This window comes from Lentzea sp. NPDC042327, from assembly GCF_040647275.1.
Classification (GTDB): domain Bacteria; phylum Actinomycetota; class Actinomycetes; order Mycobacteriales; family Pseudonocardiaceae; genus Lentzea.
In genome coordinates, this window is sequence record NZ_JBEZBX010000025.1 from 61695 (window position 1) to 81102 (window position 19408).

General features: G+C 70.4%; 17 protein-coding genes, 1 tRNA gene and 3 pseudogenes. 10 read left to right on the top strand and 11 right to left on the bottom strand.

Annotated features, from left to right (window positions below):
- Positions 1-92 precede the first annotated feature (92 nt).
- Genes AB0A63_RS38020 through AB0A63_RS38030 form a run of 3 tightly spaced genes read right to left on the bottom strand, consistent with a single transcriptional unit; the run spans position 93 to position 2633 of the window.
- Positions 93-788, bottom strand: coding sequence for a DsbA family protein (locus AB0A63_RS38020; protein ID WP_360400744.1), 696 nt, complete (start codon positions 786-788; stop codon positions 93-95).
- Positions 785-1603 carry an MBL fold metallo-hydrolase gene (locus tag AB0A63_RS38025; RefSeq protein WP_360400747.1) on the bottom strand — a complete coding sequence of 273 codons (819 nt, stop codon included), beginning with the start codon at positions 1601-1603 and terminating at the stop codon, positions 785-787. Before AB0A63_RS38025 ends, AB0A63_RS38020 begins: the two co-directional genes overlap by 4 nt.
- Positions 1604-1628: 25 nt before the next feature.
- Positions 1629-2633 (bottom strand): DMT family transporter, encoded by a 1005-nt coding sequence (locus AB0A63_RS38030; protein WP_360400750.1) that lies wholly within the window; start codon positions 2631-2633, stop codon positions 1629-1631.
- A 110-nt stretch (positions 2634-2743) separates the two neighbouring features.
- Between AB0A63_RS38030 and AB0A63_RS38035 the strand changes: the two genes are divergently transcribed.
- The 6 genes from AB0A63_RS38035 to AB0A63_RS38060 all read left to right on the top strand — a co-directional run bounded on the left by AB0A63_RS38035 (position 2744) and on the right by AB0A63_RS38060 (position 7953).
- Positions 2744-3358: a helix-turn-helix domain-containing protein gene (locus AB0A63_RS38035; RefSeq protein WP_360400753.1), complete on the top strand. Its 615-nt coding sequence runs from the start codon at positions 2744-2746 to the stop codon at positions 3356-3358.
- A 216-nt stretch (positions 3359-3574) separates the two neighbouring features.
- Entirely contained in the window at positions 3575-4096 is a 522-nt protein-coding gene (locus tag AB0A63_RS38040) for a YlcI/YnfO family protein (protein WP_360400756.1), read from the top strand.
- Between the two features lie 72 nt (positions 4097-4168).
- Entirely contained in the window at positions 4169-5011 is an 843-nt protein-coding gene (locus AB0A63_RS38045; RefSeq protein WP_360400759.1) for a DUF4097 family beta strand repeat-containing protein, read from the top strand.
- Between the two features lie 12 nt (positions 5012-5023).
- Positions 5024-5959, top strand: coding sequence for an ATP-binding cassette domain-containing protein (locus tag AB0A63_RS38050; protein WP_360400762.1), 936 nt, complete (start codon positions 5024-5026; stop codon positions 5957-5959).
- Positions 5956-6738 carry an ABC transporter permease gene (locus tag AB0A63_RS38055; protein WP_360400770.1) on the top strand — a complete coding sequence of 261 codons (783 nt, stop codon included), beginning with the start codon at positions 5956-5958 and terminating at the stop codon, positions 6736-6738. Before AB0A63_RS38050 ends, AB0A63_RS38055 begins: the two co-directional genes overlap by 4 nt.
- Positions 6739-6753: 15 nt before the next feature.
- The gene (locus tag AB0A63_RS38060) at positions 6754-7953 is read left to right on the top strand and encodes a cytochrome P450 (RefSeq protein WP_360400773.1); all 1200 of its coding nucleotides are present in this window, start codon (positions 6754-6756) and stop codon (positions 7951-7953) included.
- Positions 7954-7956: 3 nt separating this feature from the next.
- On the opposite strand, the gene AB0A63_RS38065 is transcribed toward AB0A63_RS38060, so the two are convergent.
- Positions 7957-8658: an SDR family oxidoreductase gene (locus tag AB0A63_RS38065; protein WP_360400776.1), complete on the bottom strand. Its 702-nt coding sequence runs from the start codon at positions 8656-8658 to the stop codon at positions 7957-7959.
- A 43-nt stretch (positions 8659-8701) separates the two neighbouring features.
- Complete coding sequence (locus AB0A63_RS38070) at positions 8702-9688, bottom strand: acyl-CoA desaturase (RefSeq protein WP_360400779.1); 987 nt, start codon at positions 9686-9688, stop codon at positions 8702-8704.
- Between the two features lie 353 nt (positions 9689-10041).
- Between AB0A63_RS38070 and dnaE the strand changes: the two genes are divergently transcribed.
- The gene (gene dnaE / locus AB0A63_RS38075; RefSeq protein WP_360400782.1) at positions 10042-13602 is read left to right on the top strand and encodes a DNA polymerase III subunit alpha; all 3561 of its coding nucleotides are present in this window, start codon (positions 10042-10044) and stop codon (positions 13600-13602) included.
- A 124-nt stretch (positions 13603-13726) separates the two neighbouring features.
- Positions 13727-14056: pseudogene (locus AB0A63_RS38080) on the top strand (AAA family ATPase); the annotation flags it as partial.
- Positions 14057-14253: 197 nt separating this feature from the next.
- Here the strand turns inward: AB0A63_RS38080 and AB0A63_RS38085 are convergent.
- The gene (locus tag AB0A63_RS38085; protein ID WP_360400785.1) at positions 14254-14748 is read right to left on the bottom strand and encodes a hypothetical protein; all 495 of its coding nucleotides are present in this window, start codon (positions 14746-14748) and stop codon (positions 14254-14256) included.
- A gap of 337 nt (positions 14749-15085) precedes the next feature.
- On the opposite strand from AB0A63_RS38085, the pseudogene AB0A63_RS38090 reads away from it, so the two are divergent.
- Positions 15086-15595, top strand: a pseudogene (locus AB0A63_RS38090) (tetratricopeptide repeat protein); the annotation flags it as partial.
- On the opposite strand, the gene AB0A63_RS38095 reads toward AB0A63_RS38090, so the two are convergent.
- The 5 genes from AB0A63_RS38095 to AB0A63_RS38115 all read right to left on the bottom strand — a co-directional run bounded on the left by AB0A63_RS38095 (position 15553) and on the right by AB0A63_RS38115 (position 18996).
- Positions 15553-15987 carry a hypothetical protein gene (locus AB0A63_RS38095; protein ID WP_360400788.1) on the bottom strand — a complete coding sequence of 145 codons (435 nt, stop codon included), beginning with the start codon at positions 15985-15987 and terminating at the stop codon, positions 15553-15555. The pseudogene AB0A63_RS38090 and the gene AB0A63_RS38095 sit on opposite strands and share 43 nt — an antisense overlap.
- 900 nt (positions 15988-16887) lie before the next feature.
- Positions 16888-16961, bottom strand: a tRNA-Lys gene (locus AB0A63_RS38100).
- A gap of 66 nt (positions 16962-17027) precedes the next feature.
- Positions 17028-17645, bottom strand: a complete 618-nt coding sequence (locus tag AB0A63_RS38105; RefSeq protein WP_360400791.1) for a lysoplasmalogenase — start codon at positions 17643-17645, stop codon at positions 17028-17030.
- Positions 17646-17674: 29 nt separating this feature from the next.
- Positions 17675-18397 carry an anti-sigma factor gene (locus AB0A63_RS38110; protein ID WP_360400793.1) on the bottom strand — a complete coding sequence of 241 codons (723 nt, stop codon included), beginning with the start codon at positions 18395-18397 and terminating at the stop codon, positions 17675-17677.
- Positions 18394-18996: a sigma-70 family RNA polymerase sigma factor gene (locus AB0A63_RS38115; RefSeq protein ID WP_360400796.1), complete on the bottom strand. Its 603-nt coding sequence runs from the start codon at positions 18994-18996 to the stop codon at positions 18394-18396. The genes AB0A63_RS38110 and AB0A63_RS38115 overlap by 4 nt, the downstream gene beginning before the upstream one ends.
- Positions 18997-19217: 221 nt before the next feature.
- On the opposite strand from AB0A63_RS38115, the pseudogene AB0A63_RS38120 reads away from it, so the two are divergent.
- A pseudogene (locus AB0A63_RS38120) lies at positions 19218-19408 on the top strand (fasciclin domain-containing protein); the annotation flags it as partial.

The window sequence follows — 19408 nt, forward strand, 5'->3', positions numbered from 1 at the left end:
GGGGCGCGCCATGCCGGTTTCTGGTGTTCTGCTTGTTATTTAGCGGAGGATGGTTAAGTTTTTTCTGTGTCCGTTTTGACTGGGTTCCGCGGTCAGGCCGCCGAACGCTTCAGGATTTCCTCGTAGACGTCGCTGTCGTCGGCCTCCACGACGGGCCAGCCGACGCCGTAACCGCCCTCCCAGCGCACCTGGATGCCGGGGTTGGCGTGGTCGCTGCCGTCGGGCAGGAACAGGTGCGGGCTGCAGTTCACGACGTCCGTGGCCGCGATGGCCGCCTGGTCGCTCAGCGTGCGGCGGGCCCGGCCGTCGTCGAGTGCCTCGACGAGCTCGGCCACGTCGACCGCACCGGTGTCCTGGGCGCAGTCGACGATCACCTTGCGGTTGCTGATGTTGCGCGACTCGGCCCAGAAAGCCTTGCGCAGCCTCAGGTCGAGCTGCTCGGAGGCGTGCAGGCCCTGCAGCTTGGCCGCCTGCACCGCCTCCAGCGCCGGGAGGACGGTCGACGGGTACAGCCAGTCCTGCACCTGCCACAGCTGCCAGCCGGCGGCGGGCTCCTGCGCCGCCATCCGCCCGACCTCGCTGTCCGTGCCCGAGCGCGGGCTGGAGGCGTTGTTCAGCAGCTCCAGCGGGAACGCGCGCAGGTCGAACCGGACGCGGTCCTGCAGGCCGAGCCGTTCGCGGGTGGCGTGCAGGCGGTGGATGCCGATGTGGGCGAAGGAGCACCAGATGTCGGAGAACACGACGATGGTGCCCTGCTCCGGCGTGAGGTCTGCCTTGGTGACGGTCACTGCGCACTCCTCTGGTCTGCTTCGTACTGGGCGAGCACCGACTCGACCTCGACGTCCTCGTCGGGCAGCCACGGGTCCATCGCGGGCACGCCGCGGACGGTCTCGATGAGCCGCTCGACGCGGTCGGTCGCGGTCGGGCCGTGCGAGCTGAGGACCCGGCGCGGCCGCAGCCGGGCGAGGTCGTCGAGGTTGCGGTCCCACTTGGCCTGGTCGACCAGGGCGGTCCACGGGGCGTTGGCGCGCGTGAAGAGCGCCATGCCCTCCAGGTACTCGCTCTCCTTGGCGTCCGTGGCGTCGTCGACCAGGTCCGGGATGATCGTGCCGAAGCTGTCCGCGCTGAAGAACGCTTCCTCCTGGTGCTCGTACACGGCGAGCGTGGAGGGGGAGTCGTAGGACGGCGGGCGCAGCAGCGTGATCTTGCGGTCGCCCAGGTCGAGCGTCCGGCCGGGGTTGACGAGGCGCACCCGGTTCGGCGGCACGTCCCACTCCTCGCCGAGGCGGGCGACGGCGAGGCCGTTGGTGATCAGCATGGCGTTCGGTGCCGCCATGAGGACTTCCTTGAGGTTCCCCGCGTGGTCGCGGTCGTCGTGGGTGAGCACGATCCACCGCAGGTCCACCGGATCGACCAAAGACCACAGCGACTCCAGGAAGTCGCTGCGGTCGATGCCCATGCCGGTGTCGACGAGGACGGGTTCCCGTGCGCGGACCAGGTGCGCGTTGACGGGCAGCAGGCCCGCGCCGGGAATCGGTAAGTACGACGGGAGGGTGAAGATCTCGGGAGCTGCGCGGTAGGGCTTGCGCATGTTCGGCGGCACGGGTGGTCCCCCCAAGTGCGTGGTGTCAGGTGAGTTGGACGAGTGCGGAACCGACGACCAGCAGCGCGAGGCCGGTGACGCGGACCGCGGTGAAGGGCCGGCGCGGCATCTGGAACAGACCGCGGCTGTCGATCAGCGCGGAGGCCAGCTGCTGGCCGGTGACGGTGAGCGCGACCGTGGTGGCGGCGCCGATCTCCGGGATGAGCATGAACGTCGCGGTGACGTAGGCGGCGGCGCACGCGCCACCGAGCCAGCCCCACCACGGCATCGTCTTGAGCGGCGCCAGCTTCGGCGCGGGAGTGCGGTTGAGCGCGCGCATGACGAGCAGCACGATGGCGATGGCGAGCGTGGCCACCACGAAGCTGATCATCGCGACGGTGATCGGCGCCTTGAGGTCGGCGCGCAGCTTGGCGTTCACCGCGCCCTGGATCGGCAGCACGGCACCGGCGACGATGCCGAGCACGATCCAGCCGGCCTGCTTCACGCTCGTGCCGGACGCGGACTTCGTCGCGACGGCGGTGCCACCGCCCGCGGGCGTGGCCGGTGCGGGCGCGGCGCTGGCGGGTGCGGCTGCCTTCTGCGCCTTGAGCTGACCGCGGATGATCACGGTTATGCCGGCCAGGACGGCGAGGGCGCCCACCGCGATGCCGATCGTGAGCGGCTGCCTCGGCACGCCGAACAGCCCGAACAGGTCCAGCGCGAGCGAGGCGAACATCTGGCCGGTGACGAAGAGGCCGACGGCCGCCAGCGCGCCCAGGCGCGGGAACAGCAGGATGCCGCTGGTGATGTAGAGCGGGCTTGCGAGGCCACCGAGCAGGTGCCACGGCTCGACGTCGGGCACGAGGGAGACCGCGCCGATCGTGCCGACCGCGACCGCGAGGATCGCGAGCAGTGCGGTGGCCACGCTGAGCTGCAGCGTCGAGGCGCCGTACGGCGTGCCGACCGCCTTGTTCAGCTGAAGGTTCACCGACGCCTGCACGGCGAGCAGACATCCGACCAGCAGCGCCGCCGCCAAGAGTGCGAAGTACACGGGACTACCCCCGACCTGAATAAGTGGACAGCGTGTCCATATGACCGCGTCAGCCTAAGGGGCAAGTGGACGAGCTGTCCACTTCCTTGCGGTGCGCGTAGGATTCGGCCATGGCCATCAGGGGCGGACAGGGTGAGGCCCTGCTCGCGGTGACGACCGGGCAGCCGGAGGTCAAGGAGCGCGTCGACGCCGCGCGCAACCGTGCGCGCGTGCTCGCGGCCGCGGAACAGGTGTTCGCGGCCAAGGACGCGCGTCAGGTCACGATGGAGGACATCGCCCGCGCCGCCGGTGTCGGCAGGGCGACGCTGTACCGCCGGTACCCGGACCCGGCGTCGATCGCCGCGGCACTGCTGGACGAGCACGAACGGCAACTGCAGGAGCAGTTGCTGCGCGGCGAGCCGCCGCTCGGTCCCGGCGCGACGCCGTCGGACCGGCTGGCGGCGTTCTACGGCGCGATGACCTCGTTGCTGGACCGGCACCTGCACCTCGTGCTGGGCGCGGAGGTCGGGTCCGCCCGGTTCGGCACGGGCGCCTACGGGTTCTGGCGGGTGCACGTGCGGTCGCTGCTGGTCGAGGCCGGCGTCACGGAGCCGAACGGGCTGATCGAGGTGCTGCTGGCCCCGCTGGCGCCGGAGGTCTACCAGGAGCAGCGCCGCCGCGGCGTGAGCAGGGAGCAGATCGCGGAGGGGCTCACGTGGATGAGCCACCGCCTGCTGATGCCCTGAGCCACGCTGAGCCAGCCTGAGCCGCCGGGTGCCACCCGGCTCGGTCGCGCTGCGGTCCGAAGGCCACTTCCGAGTCGCTGTGGCACCGCGTGAGCCATCCTGCTTCACTGCTGTGAGCTGCGACTATCCTTCCTGGGGCCGGATTTTGAGCCACGGTGATGCCAAATTGAGCCAAAGGTGCTTGTGGGTGGTGCCACCGTGTGCCATAGTGGTGCCATGGATCTGACCCCGTATGTGGCTTCCCTCGGCCGCGAGCTCCTCACCGCCGCCGAGATGGGCAGCGGCGAGGACAGCGCGCTGGTCGAGCGGTTGACCGTGTCGATGGAGTCGGCGATCCGGCTGGCGCTGCTCGAAGCGCTCTCCGCCGCCGCCGACGAGATCACCGCGGACCTGGCACCGGACTCGGTGCAGGTGCTGCTGCGGGGCCGTGACCCCCGGTTCGTCGTGACCCGCCGCGCACCGGAGCCGCAGCCGGCCGAGGTCGCGCCGAAGCCCGCCCCGGCACCGGCCGAGGACGCCTCCGGTTACGAGGACGGCGCCACCGTGCGCATCAACGTCCGCCTGCCCGAACAGCTCAAGGCCGCGATCGACGAGGCAGCCGCCAAGGAGGGCCGCTCGGTCAACGCGTGGCTGGTCCGCGCCGCGACGGCCCAGCTGGCTCCCAAGCGCGACACCGGCACCGACTCCTGGCTGGGCGGCGTCGCCCAGTCGCAGCGGTTCACCGGCTGGGTCCGCTAGCTCCCTGCCGCTCTTCACCTCACGTCTCTGACCTGCGGAGACGGTTTTCCGACACCTTCTGAGGGGACAGCCATGCCTTCTTACGACACGCCAGAACCGATTTCGGTGCTGCTCGACATCTACGCGGGCCACGTCGAGGTCAGGGCGAGCGACCGCACGACGACCTCGGTCGAGATCCGGCCGTCCGACCCGCGCGACACCTCCGACGTCGAGGCCGCGCAGAAGACCCGCGTCGACTTCGCCGACGGCACGCTGACCGTCCGCGGCCAGAAGCGCACGTTCGACTTCTCCAAGAAGACCAGGAGCGTCGACGTGGTCATCGAGCTGCCGACCGGTTCGAAGGCCGACCTCGACGTGACCGCGGGCGGCATCCGCACCAGCGGCGTGCTCGGGGAGACCGGCGCCGACATGTCCGCGGGCCACGTCCACGTCGACCGCACCGGCAAGCTGAAGGTCGACACCGGTGCCGGTCAGGTCACCGTCGGCGCCGTGAACGGCGACGCCGACGTGAAGTCCGGCAGCGGCAGCATCCGCGTCGGTGCCGTCACCGGCTCGCTGACGGTGAAGAACTCCAACGGCAACACCGAGATCGGCACGGTCGGCGGCGAGCTGCGGGCCCGCGCCGCCAACGGCGACATCACCGCCGAACGGGTCGGCGCGCTGCTGGACGCCAAGACCGCCATGGGGTCCGTCACCGTCGGCGAGGTCGTCCGCGACACCGCCACGCTCAGCACCGCGATGGGCAGCATCGAGCTCGGCATCGCCCAGGGCACCGCCGCGTGGCTCGACGTCAAGACCGGGTTCGGCCGCGTCACCAACACCCTCGACGGCAGCGACGGCCCCGGCGACTCCACCCAGACCGTCGAGGTCCACGCCAGCACGTCGTTCGGCGACATCACGATCCGCCGGGCCTGAGGAGCAACCCCGATGAACGCGATCAAGGCAACCGGCCTGCGCCGCTCGTACGGCGACACCGAGGTGCTCAAGGGCGTCGACCTGACCGTGCCGCGCGGCACCGTCTTCTCGTTGCTCGGCGCGAACGGCGCGGGCAAGACCACCACGGTCAAGATCCTCTCCACGTTGATCCGCGCCGACGGCGGCAGTGCTTCCGTTGCGGGACATGACGTTGCCGCCGACCCGGACGCCGTGCGCGCCGCCATCGGCGTCACCGGCCAGTTCTCCGCCGTCGACAACCTGATGACGGGCAGGGAGAACCTGAAGCTGATGGCCGACCTGCACCACCTCGGCAAGACCGAGGGCAGGCGCAGGGCCGACCGGCTGCTGGAGCAGTTCGACCTCGTCGACGCGGCGGACCGGTCGGCGTCGACCTACTCCGGCGGCATGCGGCGCCGGCTCGACCTCGCGATGACGCTCGTGGGCTCACCGCAGGTGATCTTCCTGGACGAGCCGACCACCGGGCTCGACCCCCGCAGCCGCCGCGCCATGTGGCAGGTCGTGCGGGAGCTGGTCGCCTCCGGCGTCACGATCTTCCTGACCACCCAGTACCTGGAGGAGGCCGACGAGCTCGCCGACCGGATCGCGGTGCTCGACAACGGCCGGGTCGTCGCCGAGGGCACCGCCGACGAGCTCAAGCGGCGCATCCCCGGTGGTCACGTCCTGCTGCAGTTCACCGACCCGCGCCACCTGGAGTCCGCCCTGCGGGTCGTCCGCACCGCCACCCGCGACGGCGACGCGCTCGCGGTGCGCGTGCCGAACGACGGCAGCGTGAGCTCGCTCAAGGCGCTGCTCGACCGGCTCGACCACAACGCCGTCCCGGTCGGCTCGCTGAGCACGCACACCCCCGACCTCGACGACGTCTTCCTCGCCCTCACCGGCAATCCCGAAAAGGTGGCCCAGCCATGAGCTACGTGCTGACCGACTCGGCGACGATGGTCCGCCGCAACCTGCGGCGGATGGTCCGCTACCCGTCGATGACGTTCCAGCTGCTGCTGATGCCGGTCGTCTTCCTGCTGCTGTTCGTCTACGTCTTCGGCGGCACGCTCGGCGCCGGCCTCGGCGGGCCGTCCGGTGGCCGCGCCGAGTACCTGAGCTACGTCACCCCGACGATCGTCCTGATGGCGATCACCGCGGCGGTGCAGGGCACGTCGATCTCCATCGCGATGGACATGACCGAGGGCATCGTCGACCGGTTCCGCACCATGCGGATCGCACGGGTGTCCGTCCTCACCGGACACGTCGTCGGCAGCCTCGTGCAGACCGTGCTCGCCATGGCGTTCGTCTTCGGCGTCGCCGTGGCCATCGGGTTCCGGCCGCAGGCGGGCCCGGTCGAGTGGCTGGCCGTCATCGGCCTGCTGGTGGGCATGTCGTTCGCGCTCATCTGGCTCTCCGCCGCGCTGGGCCTCGCCAGCAGGTCCGTCGAGTCGTCGAGCAACATCGGCCTGCCGCTGATCCTGCTGCCGTTCTTCGGCAACGGGTTCGTGCCCACCGACTCGATGCCGGCGGTGCTGCGCTGGTTCGCCGAGTACCAGCCGTTCACCCCGTTCATCGACGCGCTGCGCGGCCTGCTCACGGGCACGCCGATCGGCCACAGCGGCTGGATCGCGCTGGGCTGGTGCGTCGTCATCGGGTTCGGCGGCTACCTGTGGTCCAAGAAGCTGTTCAACCGCGAGTCCACCCGCTGAGAAGGAGACTGAACCATGTTGCAAGGCTTGCCGATGGACCGCGACGCCGGCCCGTTCGTCCCGCCCAGCGCCATCACCGCCGTGCGGTCGGAGCGCCCGGTCAGTCCGATGCTCTTCCCCGACGGCCACGAGGGGTGGCTGGTCACCGGCTACGAGGCCGTCCGGCAGGCGCTGGCGGACACCCGGTTCAGCTCCCGCCAGGACCTCGGGGTCCTGCACGTGCCGTACCCGACGCCGGGCTGGCCGGAGCAGACCGAGCCGTCCCCGCAGGAGCCCGGCCTGTTCCTGAGCATGGACCCGCCGGACCACACCCGGCTGCGGCGCAAGCTCACCGGCGCGTTCACCGTCCGGCGGATGAAGGCGCTCGAAGAGGGCATCATCGCGATCACCGAACGGCAGCTCGACGCGCTGGCACAGCTCACCCCGCCGGTCGACCTGGTCGCCGAGTTCGCGCTTCCGGTGCCGTCGCTGGTGATCTGCGAGCTGCTCGGCGTCCCGTACGCCGACCGGGAGACCTTCCAGGTGAACTCCTCCAGGATGATGGAGCGGGACATCACCCTGGAGGACAAGATGGCCGCCTACACGGCCATCGCCACCTACCTGGCCGGCCTCGTCACCGCCAAGCGCGCCGACCCCGCCGACGACCTGCTGTCCGACCTCGCCCGCGACGAGGACCTGAGCGTCCCGGAACTGGTCGGCATGTCGTTCCTGCTGCTGCTCGCCGGGCACGAGACGACGGCGAACATGCTGGCGCTGGGCACGTTCGCGCTGCTGGAGCACCCCGACCAGCTCGCGGCGCTGCGGGCGGACCCCGAGCTGGTCCCCGGCGCCGTCGAGGAGCTGCTGCGCTACCTCGCGGTCGCCGACGTGTTCTTCCGCTACGCAGCGGAGGACGTCGAGTTCTTCGGCGAGACGATCCCGCGGGGGTCGACGGTCGTCCTGTCACTGCTGGCGGGCAACCACGACCCCGCGAGGTTCACCGGCGCCGACGAGCTGGACGTGCACCGCAACGCACGCGGCCACCTGGCGTTCGGGCACGGCATCCACCAGTGCCTCGGCCAGCAGCTGGCCCGCATCGAGATGCGCGCCGGCTTCGAGGGGTTGCTGCGCCGGTTCCCGACGCTGCGGCTGGCCGTGCCCGCTGACGAGGTGAGGCTCAGGACCGACATGAACATCTACGGCGTGCACGCCCTGCCGGTCACCTGGGGGCAGTAGCGGTCAGGCGGTGAACCCGCCGTCGGCGTTGACGGAGGCACCGGTGACGTACGCACCGGCGTCCCCCGCGAGCGCCACCACCACCTCGGCGATCTCCGCAGCCTGCCCGTAGCGCCCCAGCGCGGTCAGCCCGCGGATCGTCTCCGCCATCGGCCCGTCCGCCGGGTTCATGTCCGTGTCGGTCGGACCGGGGTTCACGATGTTCGCGGTGATGCCCCGCGGTCCCAGTTCGCGGGCCAGGCCCTTCGTCATCCCGATGAGCGCCGTCTTGCTCGCCGAGTACAACGCGAAACCGGGGAACGGCGCGTACACCGCGACGTTGCTGCCGATGCTGATGATCCGGCCGCCGTCGCGCATGTGCCGTGCCGCCGCCCGTGCCGCGAGGTAGGGCGCACGGACGTTCACGGCCATGGTGTGGTCGAACTCGGCACGGCCGATCTCGTCCAGCGGCCCCACCTGGAACGTGCCCGCGTTGTTCACCAGCACGTCGAGCCGGCCGAACTCCGCCGCGGCCGAGTCGACCGCCGCGACCACCGCGTCCGGGTCGGCGCTGTCCGCCCTGATCGCGAACCCGTTGTCCGGCTTGGTGTTCTGGTACGTCACCGCCACCCGCGCACCCAGCGCGGCGAGCCTGGCGGCGACTGCGGCCCCGATCCCGCGGCTGCCACCGGTGACCAGTGCTGCTTTGCCTTCAAGTGATCCCATGGGGCAAAGCCTGGTCGAACGGCAGCCGCGGGTCTGGCGGGAATCAGACCGCGGGTTTGACCCGCAGCGGTGCGGCCGCCTCGTGCAGGTGCTCCAGCACGTACCCGTACGAGCGGAACAGCCCGCACTGGGCGTAGGAGATGCCGTGCTGCTCGCAGAACTCCCGCACGATCACCTGGGCGTGCCGCAGCGCCGGACGGGGCATGCTGGGGAACAGGTGGTGCTCGATCTGGTAGTTCAGCCCGCCGAGCAGGAGGTCGACGAACCAGCCGCCGGTGATGTTGCGGGAGGTCAGCACCTGCTTGCGCAGGAAGTCGAGCGAGTGCCCGGCCGAGAGCACCGGCATGCCCTTGTGGTTGGGGGCGAACGAACATCCCATGTAGAGCCCCCACACCCCCTGGTGCACCAGCACGAACGCGATGGCGTACACGGGGGACAGCACCCAGAAGACGACGCCGAGGTACACGACGACGTTCGCGATCATCACGTACCGCTCCCGGCCGGAGTACCTGATCGAGTGCCAGTGCAGCGCAAAGCCTTCGAGCAGCAGCAGCGGGAAGAACAGGAAGGCCTGGCGGGCGGCGATCCAGCGCAGCGGCCCGCGCTTGGCCGCGCTCTGCCGCTGGGTGAACGCCAGCACCGAGATGTCGACGTCCGGGTCCTCGTCCTCGTGGTTGGGGTTGGCGTGGTGGCGGCTGTGCTTGCCCACCCACCAGTCGTAGCTGACCCCCACCAGTCCACTGTGGAAGTAGCCGGTGACCTCGTTCCAGCGCCGGGACGCGAAGATCTGCTTGTGGCCGGCGTCGTGGCCGATGAACGCCAGCTGCGTGGTCATGACCGCCAGCGCGACCGCCACCGCGAGCTGCCACCAGCTGTCGCCCAGCACCGCGAACACCACCCACAGCGAGGCGTACACCAGCAGGTTCGCACCGATGCGGACGTAGTAAGAGCCGCGCCGTCGCCGCAGCAGGCCGGCCTGCTTGATCAACGCGGACAGCTGGGCGAAGTCGCTCGCCTGCCGAAGCACCATTCGTGCAGTTTGACGTGCTTCGGCGGCAAGTCAACGCACAACCGGTGACGGATGCGCAAAGGCCGCCCGCACCGCGCACCGGCGAGTTCGAGCTCGCCCACCACGGCTGGATGTCACCCGGTGTGATGACGTGCGCACGCCTGAGCAGCCACTGCGGCGTCCCGCCCGCCGACCCGCGGGCCGGCCTCCGCGAGCTCACCGCACGGCGCGTCGCGCGACCCGTCCGGGTAGGTTCGGGGGCATCATCGACGCTGTGCGGTCGGGCGGCCGCGGCGGACCGGGCTTGGCTAGTGTGTGCGTCTGGTCCGTGCCGGGTCCGGCACAGTCGACCACGATGCTGGGAGGTCTCCGCCTTGTCTGGGCAGTCGTTCGTCCACCTGCACGTGCACACCGAGTACTCGATGCTCGACGGTGCGGCCAAGGTGGCCCCGCTGTTCGAGGAAGCCGAGCGGCTGGGCATGTCCGCGGTGGGCATGAGCGACCACGGCAACATGTACGGGGCCGACGAGTTCTACCAGACGGCGACGAAGACCGGCATCAAGCCGATCATCGGCATCGAGGCCTACCTCGCACCGCACAACCGGCTGCACAACAAGCCCGTGTTCTGGGGCGACCCGTCCCAGCGCGGCGACGACATCTCCGGTGCGGGCGCCTACACCCACATGACGATGTGGGCGAAGAACGCCACCGGCCTGCGCAACCTGTTCCGGCTGCACACCGAGGCCAGCAAGACCGGCTACTACTACAAGCCGCGCATGGACCGCGGCCTGGTCGCCGAGCACTCCGAGGGCATCATCGCCACGACCGGGTGCCCGTCCGGCGAGGTGCAGACCCGGCTGCGGCTCGGCCAGGTCGAGGAGGCCTACCGGGCCGCAGGCGACTACCAGGACATCTTCGGCAAGGAGAACTTCTTCCTGGAGCTGATGGACCACGGTCTCAGCATCGAGACGCGGGTCCGCGAGGACCTGCTCGCGATCAGCAAGAAGCTCGGCATCCCGCCGCTGGCGACGAACGACAGCCACTACGTCACCAAGGAGCAGGCGGACACGCACTCCGCGTTGCTCTGCGTGCAGTCCGGCAAGATGCTGACCGACCCGAACCGGTTCAAGTTCGACGGTGACGGTTACTACCTGAAGTCGGCCGCCGAGATGCGCGAGGTCTTCAAGGACCTGCCGGAGGCGTGCGACAACACGCTGCTCGTGGCCGAGATGATCGAGTCGTACGAGGACGTGTGGACCCCGCGCGACCGCATCCCGAACTTCGAGGTCCCCGAGGGCGAGGACCAGGCGTCCTGGTTCCGCAAGGAGATCCAGCGCGGCCTGGAGTGGCGGTTCAAGGGGCAGCCGGTCCCCGAGGAGTACATCAAGCGCTGCGACTACGAGGCCCAGGTCATCATCGACAAGGGCTTCCCGGCGTACTTCCTCATCGTCGCCGACCTGATCAGCTACGCCCGCAGCGTCGGCATCCGGGTGGGTCCCGGCCGTGGCTCCGCCGCGGGTGCCGCCGTGTCGTGGGCGATGGGCATCACGAACATCGACCCGATCCCGCACGGTCTGCTGTTCGAGCGGTTCCTGAACCCCGAGCGCACCGCCATGCCCGACATCGACATCGACTTCGACGACCGCCGGCGCGGCGAGATGATCCGCTACGCGAGCGAGAAGTACGGCGCGGACAAGGTGGCGCAGGTCATCACGTTCGGCACCATCAAAACCAAAGCCGCGCTGAAGGACTCGGCGCGCGTACACCACGGCCAGCCGGGCTTCGCGATCGCCGACAAGATCTCCAAGGCGCTGCCGCCGCCGATCATGGCGAAGGACATCCCGCTCAAGGGCATCGTCGACAAGAGCCACCCGCGCTACGGCGAGGCGGCCGAGGTGCGGTCGCTGCTCGAGACCGACGTGCAGGTGAAGGAGATCTTCGACACCGCGCTCGGCCTCGAGGGCCTGATCCGCAACGCCGGTGTGCACGCGTGCGCGGTCATCATGTCGAAGGACCCGCTCACCGAGTCCATCCCGCTCTGGTACCGCCCCGACGGCTCGTTCATCACCGGCTGGGACTACCCGTCGTGCGAGAACATCGGCCTGCTCAAGATGGACTTCCTCGGTCTGCGCAACCTCACCGTGATGGGTGACGCGATCGACAACATCAAGGCCAACCGCGGTGAGGCCGCCGTCCCGGACTTCGACAACCTGTCGCTGGACGACCCGGAGACCTACGCGCTGCTCGGCCGCGGTGACACGCTCGGCGTGTTCCAGCTCGACGGTGGCCCCATGCGCGACCTGCTGCGGCGCATGCAGCCGACGACGTTCGAGGACATCGTCGCCGTCGGCGCGCTGTACCGGCCCGGCCCGATGGGCGTGAACGCGCACAACGACTACGCCGACCGCAAGAACGGCCGCCAGGACGTCAAGCCGATCCACCCGCAGCTCGAGGAACCGCTCAAGGAGATCCTCGGCGAGACGCACGGCCTGATCGTCTACCAAGAGCAGATCATGTTCATCGCCCAGGAGGTCGCCGGCTACTCCATGGGCCGCGCGGACGTGCTCCGCAAGGCGATGGGCAAGAAGAAGGCCGAGGTCCTCGCGAAGGAGTTCGAGGGCTTCCAGGCGGGTATGCGGGCCGACCCGCGCGGCTTCTCCGACGAGGCCATCCAGGCGCTCTGGGACACGATCCTCCCGTTCGCCGGCTACGCGTTCAACAAGTCGCACGCCGCCGCGTACGGCCTGATCTCCTACTGGACCGCCTACCTGAAGGCGAACTTCCAGGCCGAGTACATGGCCGCCCTGCTCACCTCGGTCGGCGACAACAAGGACAAGTCGGCGGTCTACCTCGCCGAGTGCCGCCGCCTGGGCATCAAGGTCCTCCCGCCGGACGTCAACGAGTCGGCGCTGCGGTTCAGCGCGGTCGGCACCGACATCCGCTTCGGCCTCGGCGCGATCCGCAACGTCGGCGCGAACGTCGTCGAGTCGATCATCAAGACCCGTGCCGAGAAGGGCGCCTACACGTCGTTCACGGACTTCATGGACAAGTCCGAGCTCGTGGTCTGCAACAAGCGCGTCATCGAGTCGCTGACGAAGGCCGGCGCGTTCGACTCGTTCGGCCACCCCCGCCTGGGCATCTTCCAGGTCCACGAGGACGCGGTCGACGGCGTGGTGCCGATCAAGCGCAAGGAGGCGGAGGGCCAGTTCGACCTCTTCGGCTCCGACAGCGCCGACGAGCCGGACGACAGCACCTCACCGCTCGCGCACCTCAAGATCGGTGCGGACGAGTACCCGCGCAAGCAGATGCTCAGCTACGAGAAGGAGATGCTGGGCCTCTACGTCTCCTCGCACCCGCTCGACGGCGCCGAGCGCATCCTGCGCAAGCACGCCCCGCGGCCCATCGCCGTGATCCTGGACGACCCGCCCAAGGACGGCGAGCTGATCGTCTCCGGCATGATCTCCTCGATCGAGCGCCGGGTGAACAAGAACGGCCAGCCCTGGGCCATCACCGTGATCGAGGACCTGGACGCCTCGATCGAGGTGCTGTTCTTCCCGAAGTCCTACGAGGTGCTGAAGGACGACCTGGAGCTCGACTCCGCCGTCTGCGTCAAGGGCCGCGTCAACTGGCGCGAGGACAAGATGGCGATCTTCGGCGACGGCGTCATCCCGCTCGACATCAGCGACGCCGAGCTGAACCCCGACGCCGACCCGCCGATCGTGCTGGGCCTGCAGGCGAAGAACCTCACGCCGGAGATCGTCGAGGAGCTGAAGCTGACCCTCAAGTCGCACGAGGGCCACGTCGCCGTGCACCTGGAGGTCCAGCGCCGCGACAAGACGAAGGAGCTGCTGGTCGTGGACAACTACCGCGTCCAGCCGACCCCGTCGTTCTTCGGCGACCTCAAGACGATCCGCGGTGTGACCGTCCAGAGGTGAATTCGATTCGACGAGGACTGCTTTCCGCGTCAGCACCGCAAATGGCCTGAGCGATAACTCAGCCGTATCAGCGGAACTGGTCCGCAGGAGTGACGCACGGGATTTCTGCGCATTGCTGTGGATGATGGGAAATGTGGACCACGGGTCGAGCGCGGTCAGCAACCAGGCGGTGGGGGGACGGGGGCCAGTGGTCCAGGCCGGCACCGTGCACGGGGGCGTCCACGTGCACCCGGACACCGCGCAGCGCCGCCACGTCCCCCGCCAGCTGCCCGCTACCAGCAGGTACTTCGTCGGCAGGTCGGACGCGCTCGCGGCGCTGACGGCGCTGGCGGAGACCCCGGCCGGGCGGGGGAACCGGGTCTGCGTGGTCGAGGGAGCACCCGGAGTCGGCAAGACGTGCCTGGTCACGCGGTGGGCGAGGGACGTCGCCGAGCGGTTGTTCCCCGACGGGCAGATCTACCTCAACCTGCACGGGTTCACGCCCGGACAGCCCGCCGTCAGCCGGGACCGGGCCACACTGGCGTTGTTGTCCGCGCTGCGGGTGCCTCCCGGCGAGGTGCCGCCGGACAGCGACGAGCGAATGGCTCTTTTCCGCGATCTGGTGCACGACCGCTCTTTGTTGCTGGTGCTCGACAACGCGCGGGACAGCGGTCAGGTGCAACCGCTGTTGCCCGGTGACGGGTGTTTCGTGGTCGTCACCACGCGCCGCAGCCCCGCCGCGCTGCACGCGTTGTACGGCGCGGAGGTCCTGCGACTGGGAACGCTGACGCGCGCCGAGTCGCTGGAGCTGTTCGAGAACCACCTCGGCGCCGGACGGGCCGGTGATCCGCGGTCGCGCTGCTCGCCGAGGAGTGCGCCGACCTGCCGCTCGCCGTGTCGATCGCGGCGGGCCTCCGCGGTGCAGCACCCCGGGATGGACCTGGAGCGCTTCGCGGGGGAGCTGCGGGAGCACGGTCTGCGGCTGGACATCCCCGCCGCCGACCTGGGCGCGGTCATCTCCAGCTCGTACGACCTGCTGTCGGACGGGGCCGCCCGCACGGTGCGGTTGACGAGCCTGTGGCCCGGTGACTCCTTCAGCGTCGAGGGCGCGGCGGCGGTGAGCGGGCTGACCGTGCGGGAGGCCGGCGGCCACCTGCGCGAGCTCACGTCGCACAACCTGCTGCTCGCCGACGCCGGCCGGTACCGCTTCCACGACCTGCTCCGGGTGTTCGCACGGGAACGGTGCGCGGCCGTCGACCCGGACGAGGTGCGCCGCGCGGCGATCACCGGCTTCCTCGACCACGCCCTGCACACCGCCCTCCGCGCCGACCGCGTGCTGAACTCGCACCGGCGGCCGATCGACGCGCCCGCCCCGCCCCAGGGGATGGTCCTCCCCGCGGTGGAGGGCTACACCGAGGCGGTCGACTGGTTCGCGGCCGAGATCACGGCCCTGCTCGCCGCCGCCCGCATCGCGTTCGACCAGGGGGCGTTCGCCCACGCGTGGATGATCCCGTGGGCGCTCACCGACTTCCTGCACCTGCACGGCCGGTGGCAGGACTGGGCCGACTGCCACACCACCGCGCTCCAGGCCGCGCGGGTGCTGGCCGACGTGGCCGCCGAGAACCGCGTCCTGCAGTCGCTGGCCAGGGCGTACGCCGAGATCGGTGAACCGGCGAAGTCGGCGGAGTGCTACTCGGCCGCGCTGGAGAACTACCGCCGCTGCGGCGACACCCACGGCGAGGCCAACTGCCTCAACGGCAGGGCCGGGAGCCACCTGTACGCGGGCAGGCCGGACGAGGCGTGCGACGACGCCACCGCCGCGCTGCGGATCTACACCGCCCGCGCCGACCTGGCGGGACAGGCGAGCACGGTCAACCTCCTCGGCCGGGTCCGCACCGCGCAGGGGTCGCTGGACAGCGGGGTCGTGCTGCACGCCAAGGCGGTGCGGCTCTTCCGGCGGCTCGGCGACCGCTACGGCCAGGCGCAGGCGCTCGACGCGATGGGCGTCGCGCTGTCCTCGGCGGGACGGCACCGGTTCGCGTTCGTCTGCCACCGGCGGGCCGTCGAGTCCGCCCTGAACCTGGTGGTCATGGTCCTGCTGCCGGTGGTGGCCGCCGCGGCGCTGTACTGGTCCGGTTCCCGCGAGGAGGTCGGTTCGCAACGGGACCTGCGCCGACGGCTGGGACACGTCGCCACGGGGGTCGCCCTCGCCGGCGCCTGGCTGTCGGGCGTGGTGTTCGACGTGGTCGTGGCGCTCGACGACGTCCCGGTCCGCAGCACCGTCCTGCTCACGATCCTGGGCGGTGGCGTGCTGGCCGTGCCGCTCCTGGTCCTGACGACCAGGCCGAGCCGCACCAGGAAGGTGGGGAGCAGGAGCCACTGGATGCCGTTCCTCTCGATCGGCAAGGCGCTCACCCTGGCCGTCCCGGTGGGACTCGCCGTCATCCACCTGACCGGTGGGGCGCACGTCTTCGTCGTGCCGTTCATCGTCCTGGCGAGCCTCTTCCTCGACGCGGCGCTGCGCAAGGACAAGGCAGAGGCGGAGAGGGACGTGGTCCTCCAGGCCGGCGCGGTGGTCTACATCCGCGGGTTCCGCCGCGAGCTCGACCTGTTCGCGCACACCTCCGCTGACCACGGGGTGAACACCGGGCTCGGCATCACGTACAAGCCCAACCGGTTCCGCCGCGGCAGGGCGTCGTTCGCCGAGTTCCTGGAGCCCACCGCCAGCGAGCTGCTGGGACGCTGGCAGCACATGGGGAACCTGCACGACCGCCTGCCCCTGCACGGGGGAACGGCGGCCTACACGGCCGACAAGGAGTGGCGCGAGCACTTCGCGTGGCTGGTGGAGCACTCCCGCTGCGTCATCACGTTCCCGCACCCGTACCGGCAGCTGAGCTACGAGCTGGCGGTCATCAGGAAGGCGGGCGCGTACACGCGGCTCTTCCTGCTCACCCGCCGGAGTCCCCTTCTCGCCGGAGCGCCCTGCACGCGCGCCGCTGGGCTGCCTTCGCCGCCGCGGCTGCCCAGCCCCACAAAGACTTCGGCCTCGGCGGCTGCACCCTCGAAGACAACCCCGGGCCGGGCGCGGTCGTCGCGTTCGACGACGACTGCAAGGCCGTCGTGCTGTGCAGGAACGCGAAGACCCCGGCCGACTACGTCCAGGTCGTCCGAGCCCGCCTGGAAGCGACCAGGAACGTCGGGAACCAGCAGTAGCCGTGGGCCGAGGTCGAGCCGGTGGTGGTCTGCGACGAACCCCGCACAAAAGGAGAAGCAGGTCGAGACGAATCTCGACCTGCTTCTCCGGTGTACGCCGCCAGGGACTCGAACCCCGGACCCGCTGATTAAGAGTCAGCTGCTCTAACCAACTGAGCTAGCGGCGCTTGTTTGTGTGCCGGTGTCCTGCTCGTTCCGACGAGAAGAACGTTAGCACACGCCTGGGAACCGTTTTACGAGGGCTCCCCCCGACCCTGCGCGAAGCCGGTGTGCAGCAGCCACTGCGCGGCCGTGTAGGTCGGCATCACCCCGGCCGACGCGATGCGGGCGGCACGTCCTTTGAGGACGAACCGACTCGCGCCGAGCAGGGCGTCCGAGGTCATGAACAGGGTTGCGCCGCCGAGGACGCGGCGGGCGCCGGTGCCGCGGGCGGTGGACGCGGCGGCCACCATCGTGCCCAGGGTGAGGGCGTAGAGGGCGACCGGGCGTCCCAGCGGGCCGGCCGCGCGGCCGAAGAGCGCTGCGGCGGCTGCGGAAGCGGCGACGATCGGCACGACCGCGTCGCGGGTGCCGGGGCGGGAGCGGCGGGCCAGTGCCGCCATGTACCCGAGGTGGGCGGCCAGGAACGAGAACAGGCCGGTGCGGAACGCGCGGTCGGAGTCGCCGAGCAGGGCCACGTCGCCCGCCCACGAGCCGGCGAGACCCACGGCCATGCCGGGGTCGCGGGGTGGGCTGGCGACCGCCAAAGCGGGCATCAGCGCGGTTTTCGTCACCTTGCGGACGGAGGTGGTGCGGCGCGCGGCCGCGATCGAGTCCACGACCGCGGCCAGCGCGTAGGCCTGTTTCTTCACGGGCGCAGCCTAAAGCGACTGCGGCACCGTCACACGACGGTGATCTCCATCACCTTCTCGCCGGTGGGGGTGGGCGAACCTCCTTGTGGCTCAACGGTGACGGCCACCCGCTCGGCGCCGGTGACGCCGCCGGTCAGCAGTGGTGCCGAGCCCGAGGGGAGCACGCCGGCCGAGTGCGGGCCGTCGGAGTTGATCACCCACAGCTGGTAGACGCGGTCGGTCGGCGGGGCGGGCATCGAGCGGCTGAGGAACAGCAGTTCGTTGCGGCTGGGGGAGATCACGGCGGTGGCGGTCGACCCGGCCGGTCCGTTCGCGGTCACCAGCCTGGCGTCCGGTGTGGACAGCAGGTCGGAGAACCGGCCGTACTCGCTCGCCAGCTGGGTCAGCTGGTCCTGCGACGAGTCGGAACCCGTGACCTGCACGGTCAGCACGACGGCCGCGACCAGGCAGGCGGCGGCGAGCAGGCCGCCGGCGGGGCGCCAGCTGCGGGAACGGGCGGCGCGCGGGGTGTGCGGGGGCAGCTGGCGGGTCTCGCTCGCCGCCGCCAGCACGCGGGCGCGCAGGTGCGGTGGGGGCGTGAACTCGACGGCGACGCCCAGGCGGGTCGCGGTGGCCGCCAGCTCGGCGACCTCCACGGCGCAACCGGCGCAGTGGGCCAGGTGGGTCTCGAACGCGGCGCGTTCGAGGTCGGACAGGGCGTTCACGGCGTAGGCGCCGGTGAGCGTGTGCAGATCGGGGGACGTGGTCCTCATCCGGTCACCCCCATGCAGTCGCGGAGCCGGATCAGGCCGTCGCGCATCCTCGTCTTGACCGTGCCGAGCGGCAGGCCCAGCAGGCTCGCCACCTCCGGGTAGGAGTAGCCCTGGTAGTAGGCGAGCACGACGGACTCGCGCTGCAGCTCGGTGAGGAAGCTCAGGCAGCGGCGCACCTGGCGTTGCTCGAACCGGCCGGAGACCTGCTCGCTCACCTCGTCGAACGGCCGCGCGGGGTCGAGCCGCGCCACGTGCTCCTCGCGGTTGCTCGCCGCCTGCGCGGACCGGACCCGGTCCACGGCACGGCGGTGCGTCAGGGTCATGATCCAGGTCGTGGCACTGCCCCTCTCGGGGTCGAACCTCGTCGCCGTCCGCCACACCTCGAGCATCACCTCCTGGAACACCTCCTCCGACTGCGCCTGGTCCCGCACCACCCGCCTGATCAGGCCGAACACCGAACCGGACGCCACGTCGTAGAGCCGTTCGAACGCGGCCTCGTCACCACGCGCGACCAGGGCCAGCAGCTCGTCGGCTGACGGTTCGGCCGGATGGCCGGTGGCCGGTGGCAGGCCGTGCAGCGGCCGCTCGAGCTTCGGCATCCTGCGTCCTCTCCTGGAGCGTTGTCCTCTGGTGTTCGCAGCAGGAGCGCGAATGGATCGGTCGGTGTCCGACTGACTGGTTGAAGCGCAGGTCACCGCCCTCGACGCCGACTGTGGGCGACGGCTTCGGGTAACGGATCGATAACCGCACCCATCCGCTCACCGGGGGGTCGCGAATCACCGGCAGCAACCGCTCGACCACTCCCTGGAGATGTCCTGTCATGAACAAGACCGTCCGCACCACCGTCCTGGCCGTCGGCGCCGCCTCGCTCGCCCTCTTCGGCGCGGCCTGCGGCTCGGGTGACACGGCCGGCAGCAGCTCCACCACCGCGACCACGTCGGCGACCTCGATGGCACCGCCGTCCTCGTCGGCGATGGCCGACCCCGCCTCGAACCTCGTCGGCCCCGGCTG

Coding starts and splice junctions, on each gene's coding strand:
- AB0A63_RS38035 (WP_360400753.1), top strand. CDS start 2,744: ATGGCCATCAGGGGCGGACAGGGTGAGGCCCTGCTCGCGGTGACGACC.
- AB0A63_RS38040 (WP_360400756.1), top strand. CDS start 3,575: ATGGATCTGACCCCGTATGTGGCTTCCCTCGGCCGCGAGCTCCTCACC.
- AB0A63_RS38045 (WP_360400759.1), top strand. CDS start 4,169: ATGCCTTCTTACGACACGCCAGAACCGATTTCGGTGCTGCTCGACATC.
- AB0A63_RS38050 (WP_360400762.1), top strand. CDS start 5,024: ATGAACGCGATCAAGGCAACCGGCCTGCGCCGCTCGTACGGCGACACC.
- AB0A63_RS38055 (WP_360400770.1), top strand. CDS start 5,956: ATGAGCTACGTGCTGACCGACTCGGCGACGATGGTCCGCCGCAACCTG.
- AB0A63_RS38060 (WP_360400773.1), top strand. CDS start 6,754: ATGTTGCAAGGCTTGCCGATGGACCGCGACGCCGGCCCGTTCGTCCCG.
- AB0A63_RS38065 (WP_360400776.1), bottom strand. CDS start 8,658: ATGGGATCACTTGAAGGCAAAGCAGCACTGGTCACCGGTGGCAGCCGC.
- AB0A63_RS38070 (WP_360400779.1), bottom strand. CDS start 9,688: ATGGTGCTTCGGCAGGCGAGCGACTTCGCCCAGCTGTCCGCGTTGATC.
- AB0A63_RS38110 (WP_360400793.1), bottom strand. CDS start 18,397: ATGAGGACCACGTCCCCCGATCTGCACACGCTCACCGGCGCCTACGCC.
- AB0A63_RS38115 (WP_360400796.1), bottom strand. CDS start 18,996: ATGCCGAAGCTCGAGCGGCCGCTGCACGGCCTGCCACCGGCCACCGGC.